Source organism: Pedobacter nanyangensis, assembly GCF_003313505.1.
GTDB lineage: Bacteria > Bacteroidota > Bacteroidia > Sphingobacteriales > Sphingobacteriaceae > Pedobacter > Pedobacter nanyangensis.
Window position 1 is genome coordinate 702,794 of the sequence record NZ_QMHO01000001.1, and the last position, 21,740, is coordinate 724,533.

The following is a 21,740-nucleotide window of genomic DNA, read 5'->3' on the forward strand; positions in this document are numbered from 1 at the left end:
CTGTTTGTTGCGTTATTTTTTTGTTTTTGTTTGTTAAATTTTGCAACATGCCGCATTTTTTATTTTTTAAATGAAATATAATTAAGATATTTACAATGGTTTGAAAAAATATTGCATGTATTTGCGGTGTTTTTTGATCAACAACAAAGCAAAGTTAATTATTAACCAAATTTGAATTTATGAAAAAAAAACTACTCATGTTATTTTTGAGTACGTTTTTGCTGACGGTGAATTTAATGGCTCAGCAAATAACGATTACGGGTAAGGTAACATCAGCAGACGACAAGCTTGGGATTCCGGGCGTTTCTGTGAGAGTTAAAGGGGGTACCAATGGTGTTCAAACCAACCCCGACGGAGCCTATACCATCGGCGCCAAAGCTGGGGAAGTACTTGTTTTCTCCTACATTGGCTTCATATCCGCAGAAAGAACAGTTGGGGACGCCAAAACCATCAACGTGGAGTTAAAATCAGATTCCAAGGTACTAAATGAAGTGGTGGTAACGGCCTTGGGCATCGAGAGAAGTAAAAAATCTTTAACTTATTCTGTACAGAACGTAAAAGGCGACGATTTAAGGAACGCCAACCAATCCAACATCATCAACGCCCTGCAAGGACAAATTGCCGGTGCTCAAATTAGTGCATCGGGTGGTTCGCCAGGCTTGCCTTCAGAAATTATCTTAAGGGGCTCAACTACGCTTTCGGGCGATAATCAGCCTTTAATGATCGTTGACGGGATCCGCGTTAACAACAACGCCTCTAACGGTACGGTAAACCGTTTATCAGATTTTAATCCCGAAGATATTGAAGACATCACCATCCTGAAAGGTGCGGCTGCAGCGGCACTTTATGGTATCGATGCTGCTTCCGGAGCAATCATTATTACCACCAAAAGCGGAAAAGCGGGCAGCTTGCAGGTTTCGGGATCATATAAATCGTTTGTTGAAACCATGGGCAGAACGCCTCGCCAACAGGCCATTTATACTACAGGTACCGGAGGTGTGTATGATGAAACTTCTGGAAGCTCATGGGGTAGGAAATTCCGTTACGATGAAACCATTTATAATAACATCAATCGTTTCTTTGAAACTGCCATTACTCACGATGCCAACTTCAACGTAAACGGTGGATCGGAAAAATTAAACTATTATGTGTCTGGGGGCTACCGCAACGCAGGTTCAATGATCCCCAATACAGATCAGGAAAAAATCAACCTGATGGTGAAAGGAACCGCCAAGCTGAGCAAGAAAATCGAATTAACGACTTCTGCCAGCTATATTAAAAATGATATTCAGGAAGGTTTGGTGGGTGCTAATGCGGGCGGTTGGATCAACAGTATTTTGTTGTACCCCCGCCGTTATGATATCCAGAGCTACCAAAAGCCCAATGGCGATCCTTTATATGCTTATGTAGAGCCAGGAAACGAAAACCAAGCCAGAATTTCGCCAATGTGGGGCGTAATGCGCAATCCTAGGAACAACAACGTGGACAGGTTTTTGGTAAACAACAACATTACCTACAAGCCAATTGAAGGCTTAACCCTGGCTTACAGGCTGGGTCAGGATTTTACCTCAACCAAATATAGAAGGGTGATTACTCCGGGTACGCCTTCTTCTACGGCATTTAATGGATTTGTGACCGAGAACAATTCGGAAACAAAATTTATCACCTCTAACCTTACGGCTACTTACGATAAAAAAATCGCCACTGATTTGAGGCTGACCGCAATATTAGGTGGTAGCAGCGAATACTACGACAATAGAGGGGTGAGCTATGAAGCTACCGGGTTTTTGGTGAGCGATATTTTTTCGCCTAACGTAGTCAACAGGGAAAACGTGATCGTGTCGGAAGCCATAGCACGCAGACAGCGTTATGCTGTTTTTGGCGATGTAAGGTTAGAGTATAAAAATATCGCCTCAATTGGGGTAACTGGCCGTAACGACTGGACCTCAACTTTGCCGGCAAATGCAAGAACATTTTATTCTCCGTCCTATTCTGCCAGCTTAACCTACTCCGAACTTTTCGAAAACAGCAAAAACTGGTACGGTAAATTAAGGGCAAGTTTTGCTCGCGTAGGTAAAGATGCTCCCATTTATAGAACCAACAGTAACTTAAGACAGGCCTACACCGTTGGTGGTGGTTTTGTGAATGACCCAATTGGAGGAAACCCCGATTTAGGCCCTGAAAAAACGCAGGAGCTGGAGTTTGGTACAGAGTTGAGCTTTTTCAAGAACAGGTTGAACATTGACGTGGCAATGTATGAAAGAAAAAGTATTGATATGATCATGACCCCAAGGGTGCCATTGCCATCGGGCTATGTTATTATGACTTTCAATGCGGGGTCGCTGCGCAACAGAGGTATTGAGTTCTCGGTAAGCGGAACGCCAATTAAAACCGATAACTTTACTTGGACTGCCACTTTAAACGGTTGGAAAAACAGATCTAAGATGCTGAATTTTGCGGGAGATATCGTAACCTTCATCTACACCAACGCACAGCTTAATGCAGGTGCCGCAGCAACTACGCTAAACAAACCTGTTTTAGGTATCGTAGGCTCTGATTACAGAAGAAACCCTGACGGCTATATCGTGGTTGATGCAAATGGCTATCCAATTATTGACGCCAGCACCAAGGAGCGCTACATTGGAAACAGAGAACCAGATTTCAACTTTGGTTTAATCAACAACTTTAAATACAAACAATTCAGCTTATCGTTCCTTTGGGATTTCAGGATTGGCGGCGATATCTTAAATGCTAGCCGTCAAGGAATGATGTCAAACGGTATCGCTTATGATATTGGTGAGTGGAGGGATAAAGAATTTGTATTTAATGGCGTAGTTCAGCAAGGTGATGGCACCTATGTTAAAAACACCAAGAAAGTGGTTTTGGACTATAGCTACTTTGCAAACAACTACTATCAGGTAGGAACTAATTTTGTGGAAAAAGTTAACTGGGCCAGAGTTCGTTATATTAATTTAGGCTACCAGCTGCCTACCTCTTTTGCCAATAGGTTAGGCCTAAAAGGAGCACGATTTGAGCTAGGCGCACAAAACCCGTTCGTAATCACCAACTACTCGGGCGGTGATCCAGAGGTAAACAGTGCTGGTCCAAATGCTGGCGGCTCCGGAGCAAGTACCATGGGGGTTGACAATGGTGCAATTCCTTTGCCACGTACTTTTTCACTTGGTATAAACATTACGCTTTAAGAGACAGGAGTTATGAAGAAGATAGTAAGAAACATTTTTGCGATACTTGCCGTAGTGGCAGTAAGTGCGTGCAATAAATTAGATTTAAACATAAACCCGGTACAGCCAGTAACCGTACCGCCAAAGCAGAGGCTTCCGGCAATTCAGGCCAATTTAGCCTATTCGCTATACTCGCAAGCCCGTTTTGGAGCTTATCATAGTTATTATTTTACCACCAGAACCGGTAATAGCAACGCCATTACAGATACCTGGAACTATAATAGCATTACCCGTATGGGAGCTTGGAGATGGCATTATTTTGATGTGGGTTCAAACATCAACCAAATGGTAAAAAGAGCTGCAGAAGAAAGTTCAAACAACTACGTGGGAGTGGGCAAAATTATATTGGCACTAAGCTACCTGTCTGCTACCGATGTATTTGGCGACATGCCTTTCAAAGAAGCTTATATCGGTTCTTTCAATCCGGTTTACGACCCTCAGGAGCAAATTTTTGCGGGAATCGAAAATTTACTAAATGAGGGAATCGCCGCCTTGGACAATGTAAGTCCGCTGGCCGAAACCATGGATGCCAAATCAGATCTTATATTTGATGGTAACCTGGGCAAATGGAAATCATTGGCCAAAGGCGTTAGGGCCAGGCTGAAATTAAGAACCGCTAACTTTAAAAATGGAAACCAAGAGTTGTTAACCATTGTTAACGATGCTTTGGCCAATTTCAGTGATGCCGTTTTCAAATATCCAGAAGTGAGCACCACCGGATGGACCCATAACCTTTGGGGGCCTTCAGATCCTCCTCCAGCCGGCGAAGCTTTCCAGTTTGCCGATATCAGAAGCGACCTGGTAAACACTTTGCCTACTGATTTTCTGATGAGAGCCCTTACCGTTGACGATGGTACCACACCGGCAGGCAGCCCAGTTGTTTATGACCCACGCTTGTTTAAGTTAACCACGCCTGGAAAGAACAATAAATATCTTGGTGCAAAAATGTCGGAAGGATTAAGGGATGTAAACCTGCCAACAGGAACAACCTTTGATGATTTTGCTAAACTGCATGGGGGCTACTGGACCAAGGACGGCTCTCCCTATCCTATTTTGATTAAGGAAGAACTATTGTTTATTAAAGCAGAAACCCAGTTTCATCTGAATGACCTGACAGGAGCGCTGGCTTCATACAAGGAAGGTATCAGAGCTAATATGGAGCGTTTGGGCGTGCCAGAGGGGCAAATTCTTAACTATTTGGGCGACCAAAGAAAGGTGGCGCAAAGCGAAGCCGAGTTGGATTTGTCCAAAATCATGATGCAAAAATACATCGCACTTTATCTGCAAGGTGAAACCTGGTCTGATATGAGGAGATATGGCTATAAGCCATCGGTATATAAAAATGATGTAAACGGAGTAACTTATGCCATTTACTATCCAAGATATGCTTTGGCCGAGTGGCAGGGAAAATACATTCAGCGTTTCCCTTACGATCCGCAAACGGAATATGTGTACAACCCCAAAGAGATAGAAAGACTAGGCGCAAAAGCTAGAGACTGGGCATTCAAACCGGTTTGGTGGGTTCAAAACTCAGCATTAAAGTAAAAAAAGATGAAAAACAATATGAAAAAATATATAGGCATTTTATCACTTTGTTTGTTGGCTTTGGCATCATGTAAAAAGAATGATCCCATTACTGAACTAGGTTCAACCAACAACCAATTTGCTAGCCAGCTTAGGGTAACCTATAATAATACCAGGCCTGCTTTTGGCGATACGCTGATTGTAACGGCCTCAACATGGCAGAGAGATGATAAATTTCAGAAAGTAGTGTTTTACGAAACCCTAGTTGAAAACGTAGGAATACAGTTGGCCCTAAATAGCGGTACATCGATCGTTACCAAAACCAATGACGAATCTACTTTGATCTTGGTTGATTCCATCGCAAAAAAGCAAGTGGCCTTAGAAGTAAAAGCAGCTGATCTGGATAAGTACTGGGTAACTTCCTCCAACAACTATGTCATCAACCATCCTTATAAAGTAGAACGAAAAACAGGGAAATATCCTAACGATGCTACGCTAATTACCGGAATGAGTGATAATGAGTTCAATATCCTAAAAGGATTATTGGCTTATGCAATTACCAGGAACGATTATTTAGCGCTATTCCCTTCGGCGCCAACTACCCATTTTACTACGGGTGGAACTTACGTGCTTACCGCTACGGGCATGAAAAATTTAAGAGACAACTGTACTCGTGCCATGTTGGTGGCTATCGTAAATACCATTAAGAAGGTGGGCAACTATAGCATCACGATAGATGTAAATGCCGTTACGCCTACCAATACCATTACGGCAACTACCAGAACATTTGATATTACCATATAATAATAAGATCATGAAGAAATTTAAACTGTTACTACTCTTGATTGGCCTTATTTATTTGGGCTGTTCTAAAGAAGAGATGACCAATATTGGACAGCAGGGCAACTATGCTGCTAATTTTGATTTTCCGGCGGGCGTAGTTAACGCACCTGCAAAAGTGGTGCTTACTAACCGTTCAAAAAATGCCGACAAGTATCGCTGGGAATATACTGGCGGAAAAACACTGAACAAAAGCGGTATCATTAATGTTTCTGTTTCAGAAAAAATGGTGCCTGATACCATTTTATATGAATTGCCAGGCGAGTACACCGTAAAATTGACCACTTGGCAGGGAGATAAGTCTCAGGAAATCAGTAAAAAGATTACCCTGGTTAAAATGCAGCCACGCATTATTGCGCCGGCAAATATCGCGGTGTTTGAAGATGTTCAATTTGATGCCCGTGCATTCAACTACCCAGGTCAGGCGGTAACCTACTCGTGGGATTTTGGTGCGGCCGGTACGTTTAACGTTAAAAATCCGGTAGTTAAATTTACTACTGATGGGGAGCATACGGTTAAATTGACCGTTAACGATGGCCAAGAAACATTAACAACGGAAATCAAGATCCAGGTTAAGGGCGAGTTGGCTAAAACCATCTACTTTACGGATGTAATCACCAAAAAAATCTATGCCTACAAGCTTACCGTGTTAAGCCCTTCTGTGCCGGTGGCACTTCCTGGCGTAACTACTGGCCCTAGTCCACTAGGACTTTCTATCGCTGGAAACAAGTTGTATTACTCAGAAGCAGGACTTGGTTTGAGGTTCAGCAGTGGTGCTGCCGCTGACGGCGATGGCTATCTGAAATCATTTAACTTAGACGGTACCGGAGAGAAACTGATTACCAGAAACACGGGAACGGGTACCTATAACCTCGATCCGTGGCTGCACACCGTGGATAAAGATGGCAACTTATGGTGGGGTACCAGAAACAATGGGGTACACGTAATCAATGCCGCTTCAACTGAGGCTCCTTATCCAGCTTTTAGAATTAGGGGAAATACCACTACCGGATTTAGCTCTAGCTCACATTTCTATTCGGGAATTAGAGAAGTTGGGGACGAGATATGGGTTTCTTTCACGGGTAACGGAGGAAGAGGGCTCCACAAGTTCAAGAAAACCGGGGAGTTTATAGGTGAAATCACTGCGTTAAAAGATATCGGTATCAGACAGTTTGTGATAGATGCTAAAAACAACCATATTTATTTGGCAATTAACAGGGCTGCGGCCTACGAACCAGGTATTTACAGATGCGATATGAGCGGTGGAAACATTACACCAATCTATAATACGCCATCGGTAATGGGTTTTGCAGCTACAACATCATTTAGTGATCAAGGCTATGTGCCTACAGCAGCTTTCCCTACGGGCGAGTCCATCTATGTGACAGGCATGGAGCTGGATCAGGATGACGATGGTAAAGGCTACCTGTACTTCGGTTACAGAAACAGAGCAGACTCTTTTGGAACCAATGCGCCTCAGTCAGTAGGTTCAGGAGCAAGCTCAGGTATTTTGCGCTATAAACTAGATGGTACGCAGGCCGTTAATTTCTTGATTAAAGGTTACGCTCCTTATGGTATTGCAATAGATCACGTTAAACGATAAAAATAATAACCGCCCTTGCTTAGCGGCAAGGGTGGTTAGCAAAAATAGATTATGAAAAGATATTTTTTATTAGGGGTTGCAGCCCTGATGACGCTGGCGTCCTGCCAAAAGGAAATTGCGCAGGTGCCTGATGGCTACGGAGCGAAGGAATTTGTAAAGCCTACCACTCCTTACGTGGCCGATAAGAGCTTTAAAAGAGTGGCTTACTTTCCAGCTTATAGAGCTATCAGTGATATTGATACCACTGCATTGGATCATTTAACACACGTGATTTTCTCTTTCCTGAAACCTAGGGCCGATGGTGTACTGGTTTTGGATGACTCAAGAGAGAGCGTAAAAAATGTAGTAGCCCTGGCAAAAAGGCATAAATGTAAGATCGTAATTGCGCTAAATGGCGATAGTAAAATTTACACTACCCTAATCTCAAACCCCACCACCAGAAAGGCATTGGTGCAAAATATCGTAAACTATGCCATCCAAAACCAATTTGATGGGGTAGATATGGATTGGGAGTACCCTAATGCCACAAAGGGAAACGATGTAACCTTCGGAGTATTTATGCAAGAGCTATCTGCCGAGCTGCATAGCTGGCATAAAACGTTGAGCATGGCCGTTACCGCAGGCATTTACGCTGGTCCGGTAAAGGATGGGATTAACCAAGCGGCCATAGATGCGTGTGATTTTGTAAACCTGATGGCTTATGATGGAATAGGAACGGATGCGGCCAGGCCCAACGACCACTCTTCGTATGCCATGGCCGAAAGAGTATTGAACATTTGGCTTACCGATAAAAACCTGCCCAAAGAAAAAGCAGTGTTAGGCTTGCCTGCATATGGAAAAACGGCCGGAAACACCGCCATGGCGTTCAAGGATTTGCTAAAGGCCGGAGCTGATAAAAACGGATCGGAGTTTACAGTTGGTACTAATACCTATTATTACAACGGTATCCCTACTATAAAACAAAAATTTACCTTGGCTCAAACAAGTGCCAACGGCGTGATGTTTTGGGAGCTGGCTCAAGATGCAGCTGGTGAAAACTCGCTGATTAAAGCTGCAAAATAATTTTAAAACAGCTGAAAATAAAAAAAGGCCCTGCAAGCGCAGGGCCTTTTTTTATTTGGCTTAAGCGAAGTGTGTGAAAATTAATTTTCGTGCTGGCAAAGTGCATGTTGTTGCGGGGTTTTACCTGAAAAAATTTATTTTATGTTAAAATTTGTTAAAAGTTTCTTTTTTTAACGAATAACATTTGTCTATATTTACTTAAGCTTTATTAAAAATGCGTTTATATGCGTTTTTTAAAGCTCAAACAACATTAACTATTAACTAAACAAAGGTTTTATGAAAAAAGGATTACTTATGCTATTCCTGTGCTCGTTCTTTTTGGCCATACAAGCAATGGCACAGCAAAAGACGATTACCGGAAAGGTAACTTCTTCAGATGATGGGATGCCAATACCTGGTGCATCCGTAAAAATCAAGGGAACAAATAACGGAACTCAGACAAGTCCCAACGGAACCTATTCCATTGTGGCAAAGCAAGGAGATGTCTTGCAATTCATCTATCTAGGGATGAAAACCTCCGAAATGGTGGTAGGCACTTCGGCGGTTATTGATATTGCTCTTGTTTCTGATAGTCAGGCCCTAGGCGAAGTTGTTGTCACGGCATTAGGTATTAAAAAGGAGAAAAGAGCAGTTGGATATGCCGTATCTGATTTAAATGCGGAAGAATTAATGAAGAACAAAAATACCAACGTAATCAATTCATTGGTTGGAAAAGTTCCTGGGGTTAACGTGACCCAATTCGGTGGATCTGCAGGTGCCGGAGCCTCCATTACCATTAGGGGAGGTACCTCTTCCGCTGAGGGAAGACAGAACCAGCCGTTATTTGTTGTGGACGGGATTATCTATGATAATACAACATCAAGCACGGGTAATACCGGAACCGATGGGTTATCCCGTAGCAATACCACTTACTCTAATAGGGTGATGGACATCAACCCTGAGGACATTGAAAGTTTATCCGTATTAAAAGGTGCAGCGGCAGCGGCTTTATATGGTTCAAGAGCGGCTGATGGTGCAATCATCATTACCACTAAAAGAGGCGCAGAGGGATCTGTGAATGTGAACTACGCTACTAGATTAAGCACTTCTTGGGCAAATAAATTGCCTGAAGTTCAAAAAGAATTTGGGGTAGGTGGTTATGCCGTAAATGGTACTTTTGATGATGCGAATTCTTACAGTTCGTGGGGTAAGAAATTAACTTCTGCCAATACTACTTACGACAACATAGGAACTTTCTTTCAAAATGCAAATGTTTTCGATAACAACATCAACGTTTCTGGAGGATCAAAAAATGGAACTTTCTTTTTATCGGCATCCAACTTCGATCAATCCGGCATTGTTCCTAATACGGGCTACAATAAAACAACCGTCCGTTTAAATGCACAACAGAAATACGGTAAGTTAACCATTGATGCCAATGTTGCTTATTCCATTGCTGACATGGATAGAACTTTAACCACCTCGGGGTTGTACGGTGGAGGTGGTGTGGGCAGTATGGGAGCCTTGTATAATTGGCCTACGATATTTGATATTAAAAATTATGTCAATACCGATGGAAGCCAGTATCGACCATACGCCGCAACTTTAGATTTACAAAGTGACATGGACAATCCATATTGGATCATCAACAAAAACGAACTGACCTCTAAAACGAAGCGTATTACCGGAGGTATCAACGCCAACTATAACATCACCAAATGGTGGGACTTAACAGCTCGTTTAGGTTATGATCAGCACGTTACTGATGATTATACCTACATTGCGCCAGGGTCCGCAGTTGCACCTATGTATCAAAATGGTCGTTTAAGCAAAAATGATGCAGAGTATTCATTTTTGAGTACCATGGTAATGAATAATTTCCATAAAAAGTTTGGTGACTTCGAAACCCATTTAATGGTGGGAGCTACTACTGAGGATATGAATAGATTTACCCAAAACCATTGGGGATATAGTTTCGTTACCGCAGGAACCATTAGCTTAAATAATATCGCCAATACCAACAAATTTTTTACTGATAGAACATCGAGGCTACGCCTGGTAGGTGTTTTTGGTGAGGCTGGAGTTTCTTACAAAAACATGGCTTACTTAACCGTTACCCAACGTAATGATTGGTCGTCGAGTTTGCCAGTTGATAACTATTCCTATTCTTATCCATCTGTAAGTGGATCGGTGGTGTTTACAGAATTAATGCCTAAAAATAATATCCTTACTTACGGTAAAGTGAGGGCGAGCTGGGCGCAAGCGGGCAAGGCTACTGATCCTTATGAGACTGCAACTTACACCAATCCTCCTTATATTATTGGCTCTAACACAGCTGTAGGAAATCAATGGGCTGCTGGTAACCCTGTTATCAAGCCCGAAATCCAAACTTCTTGGGAAGTGGGTGGTGAGTTCAGGTTTCTAAAAGGAAGAATTGGATTAGATTATACCTATTACTATAGTAAAACTAAAAATCAAATTGCAAAGCCACGTTTGTCAAATGCAGGGGGATTTATTTTTAGTTCATTAAATACGGGTTCCGTAATTAATAAGGGTATGGAAGTGGCCTTAAGCGGCAAACCAATTGATCAAAAAGATTTCACTTGGGACGTGATGCTTAACTTCTCTTATAATAAAGGAAGATTAGGAGAGTTTTTACAAGGAGTATCCTATTTCTATCCAACAGATGCCCAATTTGGAACGGTTAAGGCCGCTTCTATTCCCAATGGTGGATTTTTCCTTGGGATGACAGGTCAGACCTATTATCGTGAATTGGATGCTAGCGGAAAAGAAATTGCTAACGGACGCTACCAGGTTGACCCAACTACTGGCTTATATAGAATAAACGCCAACAACCCAATAGTGGGTAACCGCGAACCAGATTTTATTGGCGGGATTAATAACACGTTCCGTTATAAAAAACTATCCTTATCGGTATTGTTAGATATTCGAAAAGGTGGCGCAATATTTAACGGTACTGAGTATGCTTTAGTTTCAAACGGGTTAAGTAAGAAGACATTACTTAACGATAGGCAGTCGGTAACGGTAACCGGTGTAAACAGCACCACGGGCGCAGAATTTAACCAAACCTACGAAGCTGGTAAAACGTATACAATAGGCGCCACTACCGTTGCCGGTACAGCAATGATTCAGCGCTACTGGGCAAATTACGCAGCTAATTCATATAACTTTATTACCAATGTTAATTGGTTAAAATTAAGGTCTGTGACTTTGTCTTATGATTTTGGCAGCTTAGTTAAGCAAGTTAAATTTATTAAAGGTTTGTCTGCTACCGCGGTAGGGACCAACTTGTTAACCTGGACAAATTATAAAGGCATGGATCCAGAAGTAAGTGCTGCGGGTGGAACTGGTGGCGCGGGCTCAACAGGTATAGATTATCTTGGGGTTCCAGCGGTAGCTACTTTTACATTTGGATTAAATGTTAGATTTTAATTAAGACAGCTCATGAAAAAGAATAAAAATATTAAAAATATAATGCTAGCCTTTGCGCTAGTAGCTGGTTTAACATCTTGTAAAAAATGGTTAGATGTTAATGTAGATAAAGATAATCCAAATAACCAGAGCGTATTGGTGGAAAATAGATTGCCTTGGATACAGCATTTTTACATGTACTCTGCTGGGGTTACCAATTTTCGTACTGCCGCTCAGGCAGGGGTTTATTACAGTAACAATGCCAACACCAACTCGGTAACAACCACCTGGAAGCCAGCGGCCGGCCTTACCACCACACCTTACCAAACCTTTTTTGTATCTGTTTCATCTAATCTTACAGATATGTATAACATGGCTAAAAGTAAGGGGGCATATCATTATATGGCTGCAGCTAATGTATTTCATGCTTTGGGTTTTATGCAGATGTTAGATCTTTATGGTGAAATGCCTTATACTGATGCAACCTATGGTAATCCAAGTCCTAAATACGACAAAGGTAAAATCATTTATAACGGATGTATGGCCAAATTAAATGAGGCGATTAGCTTGTTTAGTAAAACCCAAGAAGTAGGAGCATCCGCTTTGGCGTCTGGTGATATGATGCACAAAGGAAATGTAGACAAATGGATTAAATTGTGCTGGGGCCTAAAGGCTAGGTATATGCTGAAGTTGTCGAAAAAATCAGATTTATACAATGCTGATTCAATATTGTATTGTTTGGCAAGAGGGCCACAATCTAATGCTGATAATGCTATTCTGCCTGGTCTTAATAACAGTATGGTTGTAGATTATTTAATTGGTGATCCTGTGGTGACTAATGGCAATTTCAATTATGCCGCATATGGGAATAATCAACGTATTTCTCAATTTTACTATAATTTATTGACCAATATGCGTGGTTCGGCTGTTGTCGATCCCAGGATGACTAAGATTGTGCCGGCAATGATGACTAATGTAAAATTAGACGGCAATGGTAAAGTTCAAAGCTATAATTGGACACGCTCCATTGGGGTTGATTCCTATGGCCCATCTACCAGACTATTAAAATCTACCGCAACTTCAATAGCCTTGCCATCTTTTGCAAAAGCAAATACGGATATTACCTATACTATTGCGAATGCCACTGATCGTGCAGCGTTCATTGCAGATCTTATTGCAAAAGGGAAGACATACTCAATTCCTCCAGACAATCCGAATGGTGTAAAAGTAACTTACAAAGCAGGATCAATGTTTATCAATAATAACAACTATATACTGGCAGGAGATACCGCTTATGTAAATATGCGAAGTAGCGCTATTGCAACATCGGGTATTGCGGCACAGCCTGAAAGTAACGTAAATTGGTATGCTAATCTTGATGCGTTTAATGCAGGTGTAGTAGGTTCAACAGGTTCATTCCAAACGCGTCCGGTGTCTGATTTTGAGGTGTTAACCTATCATGAGATGTGCTTTATTGAAGCAGAGGTACAAATGCGCAAGGGGGCAACAGGTGTAGCTCATTTGGCTTATAAAAAAGGAATTGAAGCGCATATTAATATGATGCAGGCTAAATTGAACGAGTGGCAAGGCGTTTATGGCCTAACTAACCCAGATATGAAGCCAATGAATCAATCAGACATTACCAGCTATTTGGCAAGCGCAGCGGTGGTTCAAAATGCTGGTGATTTAACCATGCGTGATATCATGTTGCAAAAATATGTTGCCATGGGATGTAGCCTTGAGAATTGGAACGATATGCGTCGTTTCAATTATAGCGCGGGTAATATTGGTGGCTTTGGTGTGGTTTATCCAGGATACGATAGAGGACCGCTATTCACAGGTACGTCGGAGTTAATTGGAGGTTCAAAAACAGATCCAAAATATTGGATGCGCCGTTGGAGATTGCCGGCCACTCTGGAGTTGCAGTATAACTCCGCAAATGCCCTGGCAATAAACCCGCATGTAAATCAGTTGTATATATGGTCTATTCCAGTTTGGTGGGATTGCGCTACAGATGAGGAATATGAAGGTTACCTAAAATAAGCTCCTGAGGTAAAGCCATAAAAGGCCGCCAATTCGCATATTGGTGGCCTTTTATGTTTAGGTGCTGTATAACGGCTTTTGATCTTCCTGAATGTTCACTAAAGCTCGAAAACCATCTTTCCAACAGATGGTATCTAAATATGATATTTTGGCATTACAAATTCGTTATGATAGTTTTTTGTTTTTCCTATCTTTGCATCAAACCTTTTAACCCATGGCAAGTTTTACCCTTACAACCGAGAGCTGGAACAAAGTAAAAACTAAGTTTTTAAGGAAATATCGTGAGTTGGCCGCAGTAGAAATTCCATTTACTCCTGGGCAGGAAGACCAACTGGTACAACAATTGGCCAAATTGGTGAACAGGGATAGCGCCTACATTGAGTTCACCATCCGCAAAGCTTTGGCAGATCCAGACGGAAACAGGCTATAAGCATTTCTATTTTATTCTTTTTTAGTAAATTTACTTTCCGTATTCTTTTAAACCATGAGTTTAAAAAGATGCTATTTAAATGTTGGCGATATGAAGAAAGTAAAAATAGCACTTTTGTGCACCATCCTAGCCGTTACCTCGCTTGCCCTAGCCTTTAAGGAAGATCTGTTTCAGGTCTCCAAAAACCTGGATGTATTCGCATCCCTATACAAGGAAATCAATGTTAACTACGTAGAGGAAACCAATGCCGGCGAGCTCATGAAGCACGGTATAGATGCTATGCTGGAAAGCCTTGATCCCTACACAGAATATGTGCCCGAATCAGAAATAGAAGATTACAAGCTGAAATATGTGAGCACCCAATATGGAGGCATAGGTGCGGGAACCCTAACCATTGATGGCAAGCTTTACGTAAACGAAGTGAGCGAAGGACATCCCTCCCAAAAAGCAGACATACGTCCTGGAGACCAGATTGTAAAAATCAACGGTATAGAAACCACCGGAAAACAAAGAACGCAAATTAGCCAGCTATTAAGGGGCCCAAAAGGAACGCCTGTAGCATTAACCTTGCTAAGAGACGGTGCGGTAATTGACAAATCGTTGGTACGGGAGGAAATTAAACAGCCCAATGTTTCCTACTCGGGAATGTTGGACGAGCAGGTAGGCTATATCCGTTTGGATAAGTTCTTGGAAAACTCTGGACAAGAAGTGAAAGAGGCCCTGGAAAACATCATGAAGCAAAAGCCCAAGGGCCTCATCTTAGATTTGCGGAACAACGGCGGCGGGATCTTACAGGAAGCCGTAAAAATCGTTAACCTCTTTGTAGATAAAAACGTATTGGTAGTTAGCCAGAAAGGCCGTAACCCCGAAAAAAACGCAACCTATAAAACTATGTTGCCGGCTATTGCGCCAAACCTCCCCATAGTGGTATTGATCAATGGAGCTTCTGCCTCAGCTTCAGAAATTGTGGCCGGCGCCCTCCAGGATCTTGATAGGGCCATTGTGGTGGGGCAAAGAAGCTATGGCAAGGGCCTGGTCCAACAAACCTTTAATTTGCCTTACAACAGCCTGGTAAAGGTTACGGTTGCCAAGTATTATACGCCATCTGGGCGATGCATTCAGGCATTGGATTATGCCCATAAAAAACAGGACGGCACAGCGGGTAAATTTGCCGACAGCACCCTGAAGGCTTTTGGAACCAAGGCCGGCAGGACAGTATATGATGGAAACGGTATTTTTCCCGACGTAGTGGTTGCGCCCGTAAAATACAGTCCGGTTACTTTAACATTGTTTAACAAGAACCTGTTCTTCGATTATGCCAACGAATTCAAAAAAAACAACAAGGTAACCTCCGCAAAAGATTTTCAGATCAACGACGCTCAGTATGCCCAGTTTGTAGCTTCTTTAGCTAACAAGGATTATAGCTACACTTCCAGATCAGAACGCCTGTTAAATGACCTGAAAGCCGAAGCAGAGCGGGAGAATAAAACTGCAGCGGTTAAGGCAGACTTGGAGGCCTTAAAAGTGAAGATGACCGGAGCAAAGAAGAATGATTTGACCAATCACAAAGTAGAGATCAAAAGAGCCTTGGAAACGCAGATCATTAGTCGTTACTTCCATGAAAAGGGAAGGATTGAACAGGCTTTCCAATATGATCAGGAAATTGCCAAAGCTAAATCGCTATTTGGCAACCAAAGCCAGATGCTAGCCATTTTAAAAGGCGATGGGACTTATAAAACCATAGGTAGTGCCAAACTATCGGTAGACGAAGAGAATTAGTATTTAAAAACCTCAATTCGATTATTAAATCTGTTAAAATAGCCCGTAAAACCGATGCTGAAATAAATTCAGCATGACGAACAGCCCTTCTGACGTCACCCTGAATTTATTTCAGGGTCAGCAAACCAATGTTGACTTCATTCCATTAAAAATCAGCTAAATAATAATCGAACTGCGGTTGAAAAGCGTATAAAAACAAAAAAGGAGTCCCCAACGTTCGGGACTCCTTTTTTTATATCTATATAGATTTAACTAATAATCCATAGCATGTAACCTTACTTTTAAGCCTTCCAATTCAGGTTTTAGCTGAATTTGGCAAGCCAGCCTCGAGTTGGGCAAAAGGTCAGGCAAAGTATCCAACATGGCATATTCATCGTCGCTCATTTCATGGAGCTTTTCTTCGCCTTCAAGCACGTCAACGCAACAGGTTGCACACAAGGCCATGCCGCCGCAAGTAGCCAATACATCGTATTCGCTAGCTTTTAGAAACTCCATTAGGCTAAGGCCCATATCTGTAGGGGCAACCAAATCAGTTACATTTCCCTCTCTATCTTCAACTGTTATATTAATATCGCTCATTGTAATATTTTTTCCCTTTCGGGATTAAGGGTTTAAAACTCGCTAACCCCATTAACGGTGGTGTATTTCATGGTATATTTTACCCCAGGGTTCATATATTGGTAAGCACTGTGGCTCATCAATGCCGCTTCGTGGAAACCGCATAAAATAAGTTTTAGCTTATTCGTATAAGTATTGATGTCGCCAATAGCATAAACACCCGGTACATTGGTAGAATAATCATCCACATTCACTTCGATAGCACTTTTGCTGATGTTAAGTCCCCATTGCTCAATTGGCCCCAACTTAGGGCTAAGTCCAAATAAAGGAATTAGGTGGTCGGCTTCTACCGAAATGGTTTCCATGGTTTTGTTATGGATAATTTCAACCGTTTCAAGCTTGCCTTCGCCATGTACGGCATTTAGGTTGCTGTTCAGCACCAGGTTGATTTTGCCTTTTTCCGCAAGCTCCATTACTTTAGCTACCGAATCAGGTGCGCCTCTAAAGCTTTCGCTACGGTGCACCAAGGTTAGTTCGCTACATACTTCGGCCAAAAAGATGGTCCAGTCAAGGGCCGAATCGCCACCACCGGCAATCACCATTTTTTGGTCGCGGTACTTCTCCGGATCTAAAATCATGTAGTTTACGCCGCGTCCGTTTTCAAATTTTTCTAATCCGGCAACGGCAGGTTTACGAGGCTCAAAGCAGCCCAATCCGCCAGCAATTACCACTACTTTGGCTTCAATTACGGTGCCCATGTTGGTGGTAAGCACAAAATCTGCTTCGCCTCTTTTTTCCAGGCCCTCAATGCGCTCGCCAAGGGTAAATCCAGGGTGGAAAGGTTTGGCCTGTTCCATCAAATTATCAATCAACTCTTGAGCCAATACGGATGGAAAACCCGGAATATCGTAAATAGGTTTTTTAGGGTATATTTCTGATAGCTGCCCGCCAACCTGTGGTAAGTAGTCAATTAAATGACAGCGCATCTTTAATAAACCCGCTTCAAAAATTGCAAACAAACCAACTGGCCCAGCGCCTATAATAGCTATATCAGTAGAGATCATATTCTTAAAAATTTGTGCAAAAGTACAAAATTAAGTTTTAAATAACGGCACTTATTTAGATGAATTCTAGATAGAAAGTGAAAAAATCTACTAAATCTATCGGAATTGCATTGTAATGGCCGTTTTTTATTTAGTTCTTTTCAAAGAAACGAAGTATTATTGGCAAAACTTAATTATTACTTAAAACTAAACTATCTTTGAAATTTAGATGACCAAGAACATATATTTCGCATCAGATTTCCATTTGGGATCTCCTAATTACGAGGAGAGCAGGCAGCGTGAGGACCGCATTGTAAAGTGGCTTGATTTGATTACGCCCACTTGCGGCGAACTGTTTTTAATGGGGGATGTGTTCGATTTTTGGTTTGAGTACCGGTACGTAGTGCCCAAGGGCTTTGTGCGCTTGCAAGGAAAGTTGGCGCAAATGGCCGATAGCGGAATTAAAATCTACTTTTTTAAGGGCAATCACGATATGTGGGTGAAGGATTATTTCACCAAGGAGATAGGGATGCAGATTGTGAGCGATGAATTGGTGATGGAACGCAATGGCAAGAAATTTTACCTGCACCATGGCGATGGTTTGGGCCCGGGCGACCGCAAGTATAAGGTTTTAAGGAAGATTTTCAGGAACCCTGTTTGCCAGTGGCTGTTTGGCATTTTGCCGCCCAGCATTGGCATGGGCATAGCTAATGGCTGGTCGGCACATAGTAGGGCTGCCAGCAAAGCCGAAGAAGTTTTTTTGGGCGAAGAAAAGGAGTGGCTGGCCGTATATGCCAAAGAGCAGCTGCAAAAACAGCACTTTGATTATTTTGTGTTTGGGCATAGGCACCTGCCCCTGGAAATAAAATTGAGCGAAAACAGCACCTACGTGAACATTGGCGAGTGGTTAAATTATCAATCGTACGGAGTGTTTGACGGGGAGCAGCTGAGGTTGGCGTATTTTACCCCTAAAGGCGAATTGAAGTAGTTAATGGAAAGGTTAATTGTTTTATTGCTTAATTGTTTAATTGTTTTGCTGTTGAGTAACGGCGAAACAAAAGCGCAATTGAAACAGGTAACCAAAATAGATACAACGGCTAAAGCGGTTTACGCCGATAATTTGGATAATGTTTACCTGCTATCAGGCAGGGACGAGCTGTTGAAGTATGATGCAAAAGGCACTTTGAAATGGCGTTACAGCAATAATCGTTTTGGGAAATTGTACAGCGTAGATGTTTCGGATCCATTGAGAATTGTGCTTTTTTATGCAGACTTTCAGCAAGTAGTGGTGTTAAATAACAACCTGAACGAAATTACGAGCTATTCTTTTGCCAAGAACGGTAATTTACTGGTCTCGGCAGTGGCTTCGGGAAATAACAATAGCCTGTGGATTTTCGACAGGGCCAGTAATGCACTGGTTAAGCTGAGCAGTAATTTTACGGAAGACGTGCGCTCGGCTAATTTGTCCCAGTTGTTTGATGAGGTAGTTGATGCCAAGAAACTGGCCGCTTCTGATCAGTACGTGTTTTTACAGCGCAGGGATAACGGCATTTTGCAGCTTGATAGATTTGGCGGCTACATCAGGGAACTGCCCATTGATAGTTTGACGGATTTTAACATTACGAGCAATGTAATTGCCTACGTAAATAACCGCACGTTGTTGAAATATCATCCTGTTTCGTTTGAGCAATCTAAACAGCAACTGCCTGTAAGCGGTGTTATTAGTCAAGTGGCAGTGGGCAACAAATTAATTGCGGTGTTAACCGAAAAAGCCGTATTTTTGCTGTCCGATAATTAAAGCATGTGATTTATTGCACTGTTTTTGGTTAAATAAACCCGATTGAAGCGGTTGTACTTTTTGGCTTGGGTAAACCTCATAGGTTTGCTAGGCACAGGGCAGGGTGAACCTATGAGGTTTGTGGAGGGTGCAAAAAGACAAAAGCGGAAAGCGGGGCTTGCTTTGATTGTGGTAGGATATTGATTTTCTAGAAAAATATATGTTAGATAAGTTAGAAGCCATTAAGTTGCGCTGGGAAGATGTGGAGGAGCAATTGAGCAATCCTGATGTGATCCAGGACATGAAGCGTTTTGCTGCGTTGAACAAGGAGTATAAAGACCTCACTAAAATTGTGGAGGAGTACAAGGTGTACAAAAACGTGATGAGCAATATTGAGGCGAACAAAGATATTTTGAGCAACGAGAAAGATCCGGAGATGAGGGAAATGGCCAAGGAGGAGCAGGATTTGTTGTTGGTGCAACAGGAGGAAATGGAGGAACGTATTAGATTGATGTTGATTCCCAAGGATCCTGAAGATGCCAAAAATGCGGTATTTGAAATTCGTGGCGGTACCGGTGGTGATGAGGCGGCACTTTTTGCTGGTGATTTGTACCGTATGTACACCCGCTATTTTGATACCAAAGGGTGGAAAGTGGAGGTAATGGACGTAACCGAAGGTACTGCCGGAGGCTATAAAGAGGTGATTTTGAAGGTAAGTGGCGACGATGTTTACGGAACACTGAAATATGAAAGTGGTGTACACCGCGTACAGCGGGTACCTGATACGGAAACGCAGGGAAGGGTGCATACTTCGGCGGCATCGGTAGCGGTATTGCCAGAGGCCGAGGAGGTGGACGTGTATATTAACCCTGCCGATATTGATTTGCAAACTTCACGTTCGGGTGGTGCAGGTGGACAGAACGTAAATAAGGTGGAAACCAAGGTGCAGTTAACGCACAGGCCTTCGGGCATTGTGGTGGTATGCCAGGTGGAGCGTTCGCAGTTGGCTAACCGTGAGCTGGCGATGGAAATGTTGCGTTCGAAGTTGTACGACCTGGAGGTACAGAAGAAACACGGCGATATTGCCGCAAAACGTAAAACGATGGTGTCGACTGGTGATAGGTCGGCGAAGATCAGAACGTATAACTATCCTCAGGGCCGTGTAACCGATCACCGCATTGGTTTAACCTTGTACAACTTGCCTGCTATTGTGGACGGTGATATCCAGGAACTGATTGATAAGCTTCAGTTTGCTGAAAATGCCGAAAAAATGAAAGAAGGCGCCGTAAATTAGCGCCCGGTATTTAGTATTTAGATATTAGGATCTGGGCATTGGGCGAATAATAGAAGCCAAAAAAATAATTTCAAACCTGCGGATGCAGTTTTTTATCGTTGAGAGACAGCTTGTTATAAATAATTTGAAATTTTTATTGCAAAACAAATAAAACAAGCTATATTTGCAAACCCAAACGGAAAGACGGACATCTGAAAGTAGGGAAAACGGTTCGGTAGTTCAGCTGGTTAGAATGCCGCCCTGTCACGGCGGAGGTCGCGGGTTCGAGTCCCGTCCGGACCGCTTTTAAAGTATCAAAAAGCACTAAAAGCCCTTAAATGTAATGTTTAAGGGCTTTTTTGTTTTCAGGGAATTATCAAAATATGCATAAAAACTCATACTTCTGGTGAGCAATTCGGTGAGCACCTTGTAAATATGCTAAGTGCTCACCAGGAGTGTTGTAAGTATTTGTTTTACAGCATGTTCACTGGTTAAACATCTTGACTGCAAGTGAGGAAATGAACAATTTTGTTTTACTTAATCATTTTGCAAAATGGTAACCAATGTCAATCTGCTTTTTTATCTCAAAAAGCGAAATTCAAAAGTAACAGGTCCAATAGCGATTTACCTACGGTTTACCGTAGATGGAAAGAGGACCGAGGTCTCTACAGGAAAAACCTGTCCTGCCGAAAAATGGGATGCCAAAAACGGGAGGATTTATGGAAATACCGAAGCCGCCCGTACAACCAATTCCCAGCTTGATAGGATACATGCCCGAGCCGAGGAGCTCTATAAGCTTATGAGCCTGAACAATGAAGTCCTTACGGCAGAAACCCTGAAAAATCGTTTTCTGGGTAAGGCTGAAAAAGCAAGGACGCTTATTGAGGTATTTAACGACCATAATGAAAAGATGGAGTCGCTGCTGGGGCAGGAATACGAGAGGAGTACACTCACCAGATATAAGACCTGCCTAAGCCATGTTAAGGACTTTATGAAATACAGGTACCATATTTCAGATATTCCAGTTTCTAGGATATCCTATACATTTTTGGAAGATTTTGATTATTACTTACGGAGTGTAAGGAAGAATGGCAATAATTGCACTGTAGATTATTCCAAAACTGGCCACTGCTTTTTTTGCAAACTGGCCACATC

The 21,740-nt window shown here is 42.3% G+C and carries 15 protein-coding genes and 1 tRNA gene; 14 read left to right on the forward strand and 2 right to left on the reverse strand.

Annotated elements, in window-relative coordinates; translation table 11 throughout:
• The first annotated feature begins 179 nt into the window (after positions 1 to 179).
• From DUT71_RS03125 to DUT71_RS03165, 9 genes are all read left to right on the forward strand, one after another.
• On the forward strand, positions 180 to 3,203 hold the full coding sequence (locus DUT71_RS03125) for a SusC/RagA family TonB-linked outer membrane protein (RefSeq protein WP_113661042.1): 3,024 nt from the start codon (positions 180 to 182) through the stop codon (positions 3,201 to 3,203).
• A 12-nt stretch (positions 3,204 to 3,215) separates the two neighbouring features.
• Positions 3,216 to 4,787: a SusD/RagB family nutrient-binding outer membrane lipoprotein gene (locus tag DUT71_RS03130; protein WP_113661043.1), complete on the forward strand. Its 1,572-nt coding sequence runs from the start codon at positions 3,216 to 3,218 to the stop codon at positions 4,785 to 4,787.
• Positions 4,788 to 4,805: 18 nt separating this feature from the next.
• Positions 4,806 to 5,570: a hypothetical protein gene (locus DUT71_RS03135; protein WP_113661105.1), complete on the forward strand. Its 765-nt coding sequence runs from the start codon at positions 4,806 to 4,808 to the stop codon at positions 5,568 to 5,570.
• Between the two features lie 10 nt (positions 5,571 to 5,580).
• Positions 5,581 to 7,209 (forward strand): PKD domain-containing protein, encoded by a 1,629-nt coding sequence (locus DUT71_RS03140; protein ID WP_162795925.1) that lies wholly within the window; start codon positions 5,581 to 5,583, stop codon positions 7,207 to 7,209.
• A gap of 51 nt (positions 7,210 to 7,260) precedes the next feature.
• Positions 7,261 to 8,271, forward strand: a complete 1,011-nt coding sequence (locus DUT71_RS03145; RefSeq protein ID WP_113661045.1) for a glycosyl hydrolase family 18 protein — start codon at positions 7,261 to 7,263, stop codon at positions 8,269 to 8,271.
• Between the two features lie 276 nt (positions 8,272 to 8,547).
• Positions 8,548 to 11,703, forward strand: a complete 3,156-nt coding sequence (locus tag DUT71_RS03150) for a SusC/RagA family TonB-linked outer membrane protein (RefSeq protein WP_113661046.1) — start codon at positions 8,548 to 8,550, stop codon at positions 11,701 to 11,703.
• 12 nt (positions 11,704 to 11,715) lie between these two features.
• Positions 11,716 to 13,725 (forward strand): SusD/RagB family nutrient-binding outer membrane lipoprotein, encoded by a 2,010-nt coding sequence (locus DUT71_RS03155; RefSeq protein ID WP_113661047.1) that lies wholly within the window; start codon positions 11,716 to 11,718, stop codon positions 13,723 to 13,725.
• Between the two features lie 214 nt (positions 13,726 to 13,939).
• The gene (locus DUT71_RS03160) at positions 13,940 to 14,155 is read left to right on the forward strand and encodes a hypothetical protein (RefSeq protein ID WP_113661048.1); all 216 of its coding nucleotides are present in this window, start codon (positions 13,940 to 13,942) and stop codon (positions 14,153 to 14,155) included.
• A gap of 90 nt (positions 14,156 to 14,245) precedes the next feature.
• A complete protein-coding gene (locus DUT71_RS03165; protein WP_113661106.1) occupies positions 14,246 to 15,934 on the forward strand; it encodes a S41 family peptidase in 1,689 nt (562 codons plus the stop codon).
• A gap of 252 nt (positions 15,935 to 16,186) precedes the next feature.
• On the opposite strand, the gene DUT71_RS03170 is transcribed toward DUT71_RS03165, so the two are convergent.
• A complete protein-coding gene (locus tag DUT71_RS03170; protein WP_113661049.1) occupies positions 16,187 to 16,513 on the reverse strand; it encodes a 2Fe-2S iron-sulfur cluster-binding protein in 327 nt (108 codons plus the stop codon).
• A gap of 32 nt (positions 16,514 to 16,545) precedes the next feature.
• Positions 16,546 to 17,556: an NAD(P)/FAD-dependent oxidoreductase gene (locus tag DUT71_RS03175; RefSeq protein ID WP_113661050.1), complete on the reverse strand. Its 1,011-nt coding sequence runs from the start codon at positions 17,554 to 17,556 to the stop codon at positions 16,546 to 16,548.
• A 208-nt stretch (positions 17,557 to 17,764) separates the two neighbouring features.
• On the opposite strand from DUT71_RS03175, the gene DUT71_RS03180 reads away from it, so the two are divergent.
• The 5 genes from DUT71_RS03180 to DUT71_RS03200 form a co-directional block, all read left to right on the forward strand.
• Positions 17,765 to 18,523, forward strand: a complete 759-nt coding sequence (locus DUT71_RS03180; RefSeq protein ID WP_113661051.1) for a UDP-2,3-diacylglucosamine diphosphatase — start codon at positions 17,765 to 17,767, stop codon at positions 18,521 to 18,523.
• Positions 18,524 to 18,526: 3 nt separating this feature from the next.
• Positions 18,527 to 19,333, forward strand: a complete 807-nt coding sequence (locus DUT71_RS03185) for a hypothetical protein (RefSeq protein ID WP_113661052.1) — start codon at positions 18,527 to 18,529, stop codon at positions 19,331 to 19,333.
• A gap of 199 nt (positions 19,334 to 19,532) precedes the next feature.
• Positions 19,533 to 20,606, forward strand: coding sequence for a peptide chain release factor 1 (gene prfA / locus DUT71_RS03190; protein WP_113661053.1), 1,074 nt, complete (start codon positions 19,533 to 19,535; stop codon positions 20,604 to 20,606).
• A 208-nt stretch (positions 20,607 to 20,814) separates the two neighbouring features.
• Positions 20,815 to 20,888 (forward strand) — tRNA-Asp (locus DUT71_RS03195).
• Positions 20,889 to 21,138: 250 nt separating this feature from the next.
• Positions 21,139 to 21,740, forward strand: a 602-nt coding sequence (locus DUT71_RS03200) for a phage integrase SAM-like domain-containing protein (RefSeq protein WP_205313824.1), incomplete at its 3' end; no start/stop codon positions are given.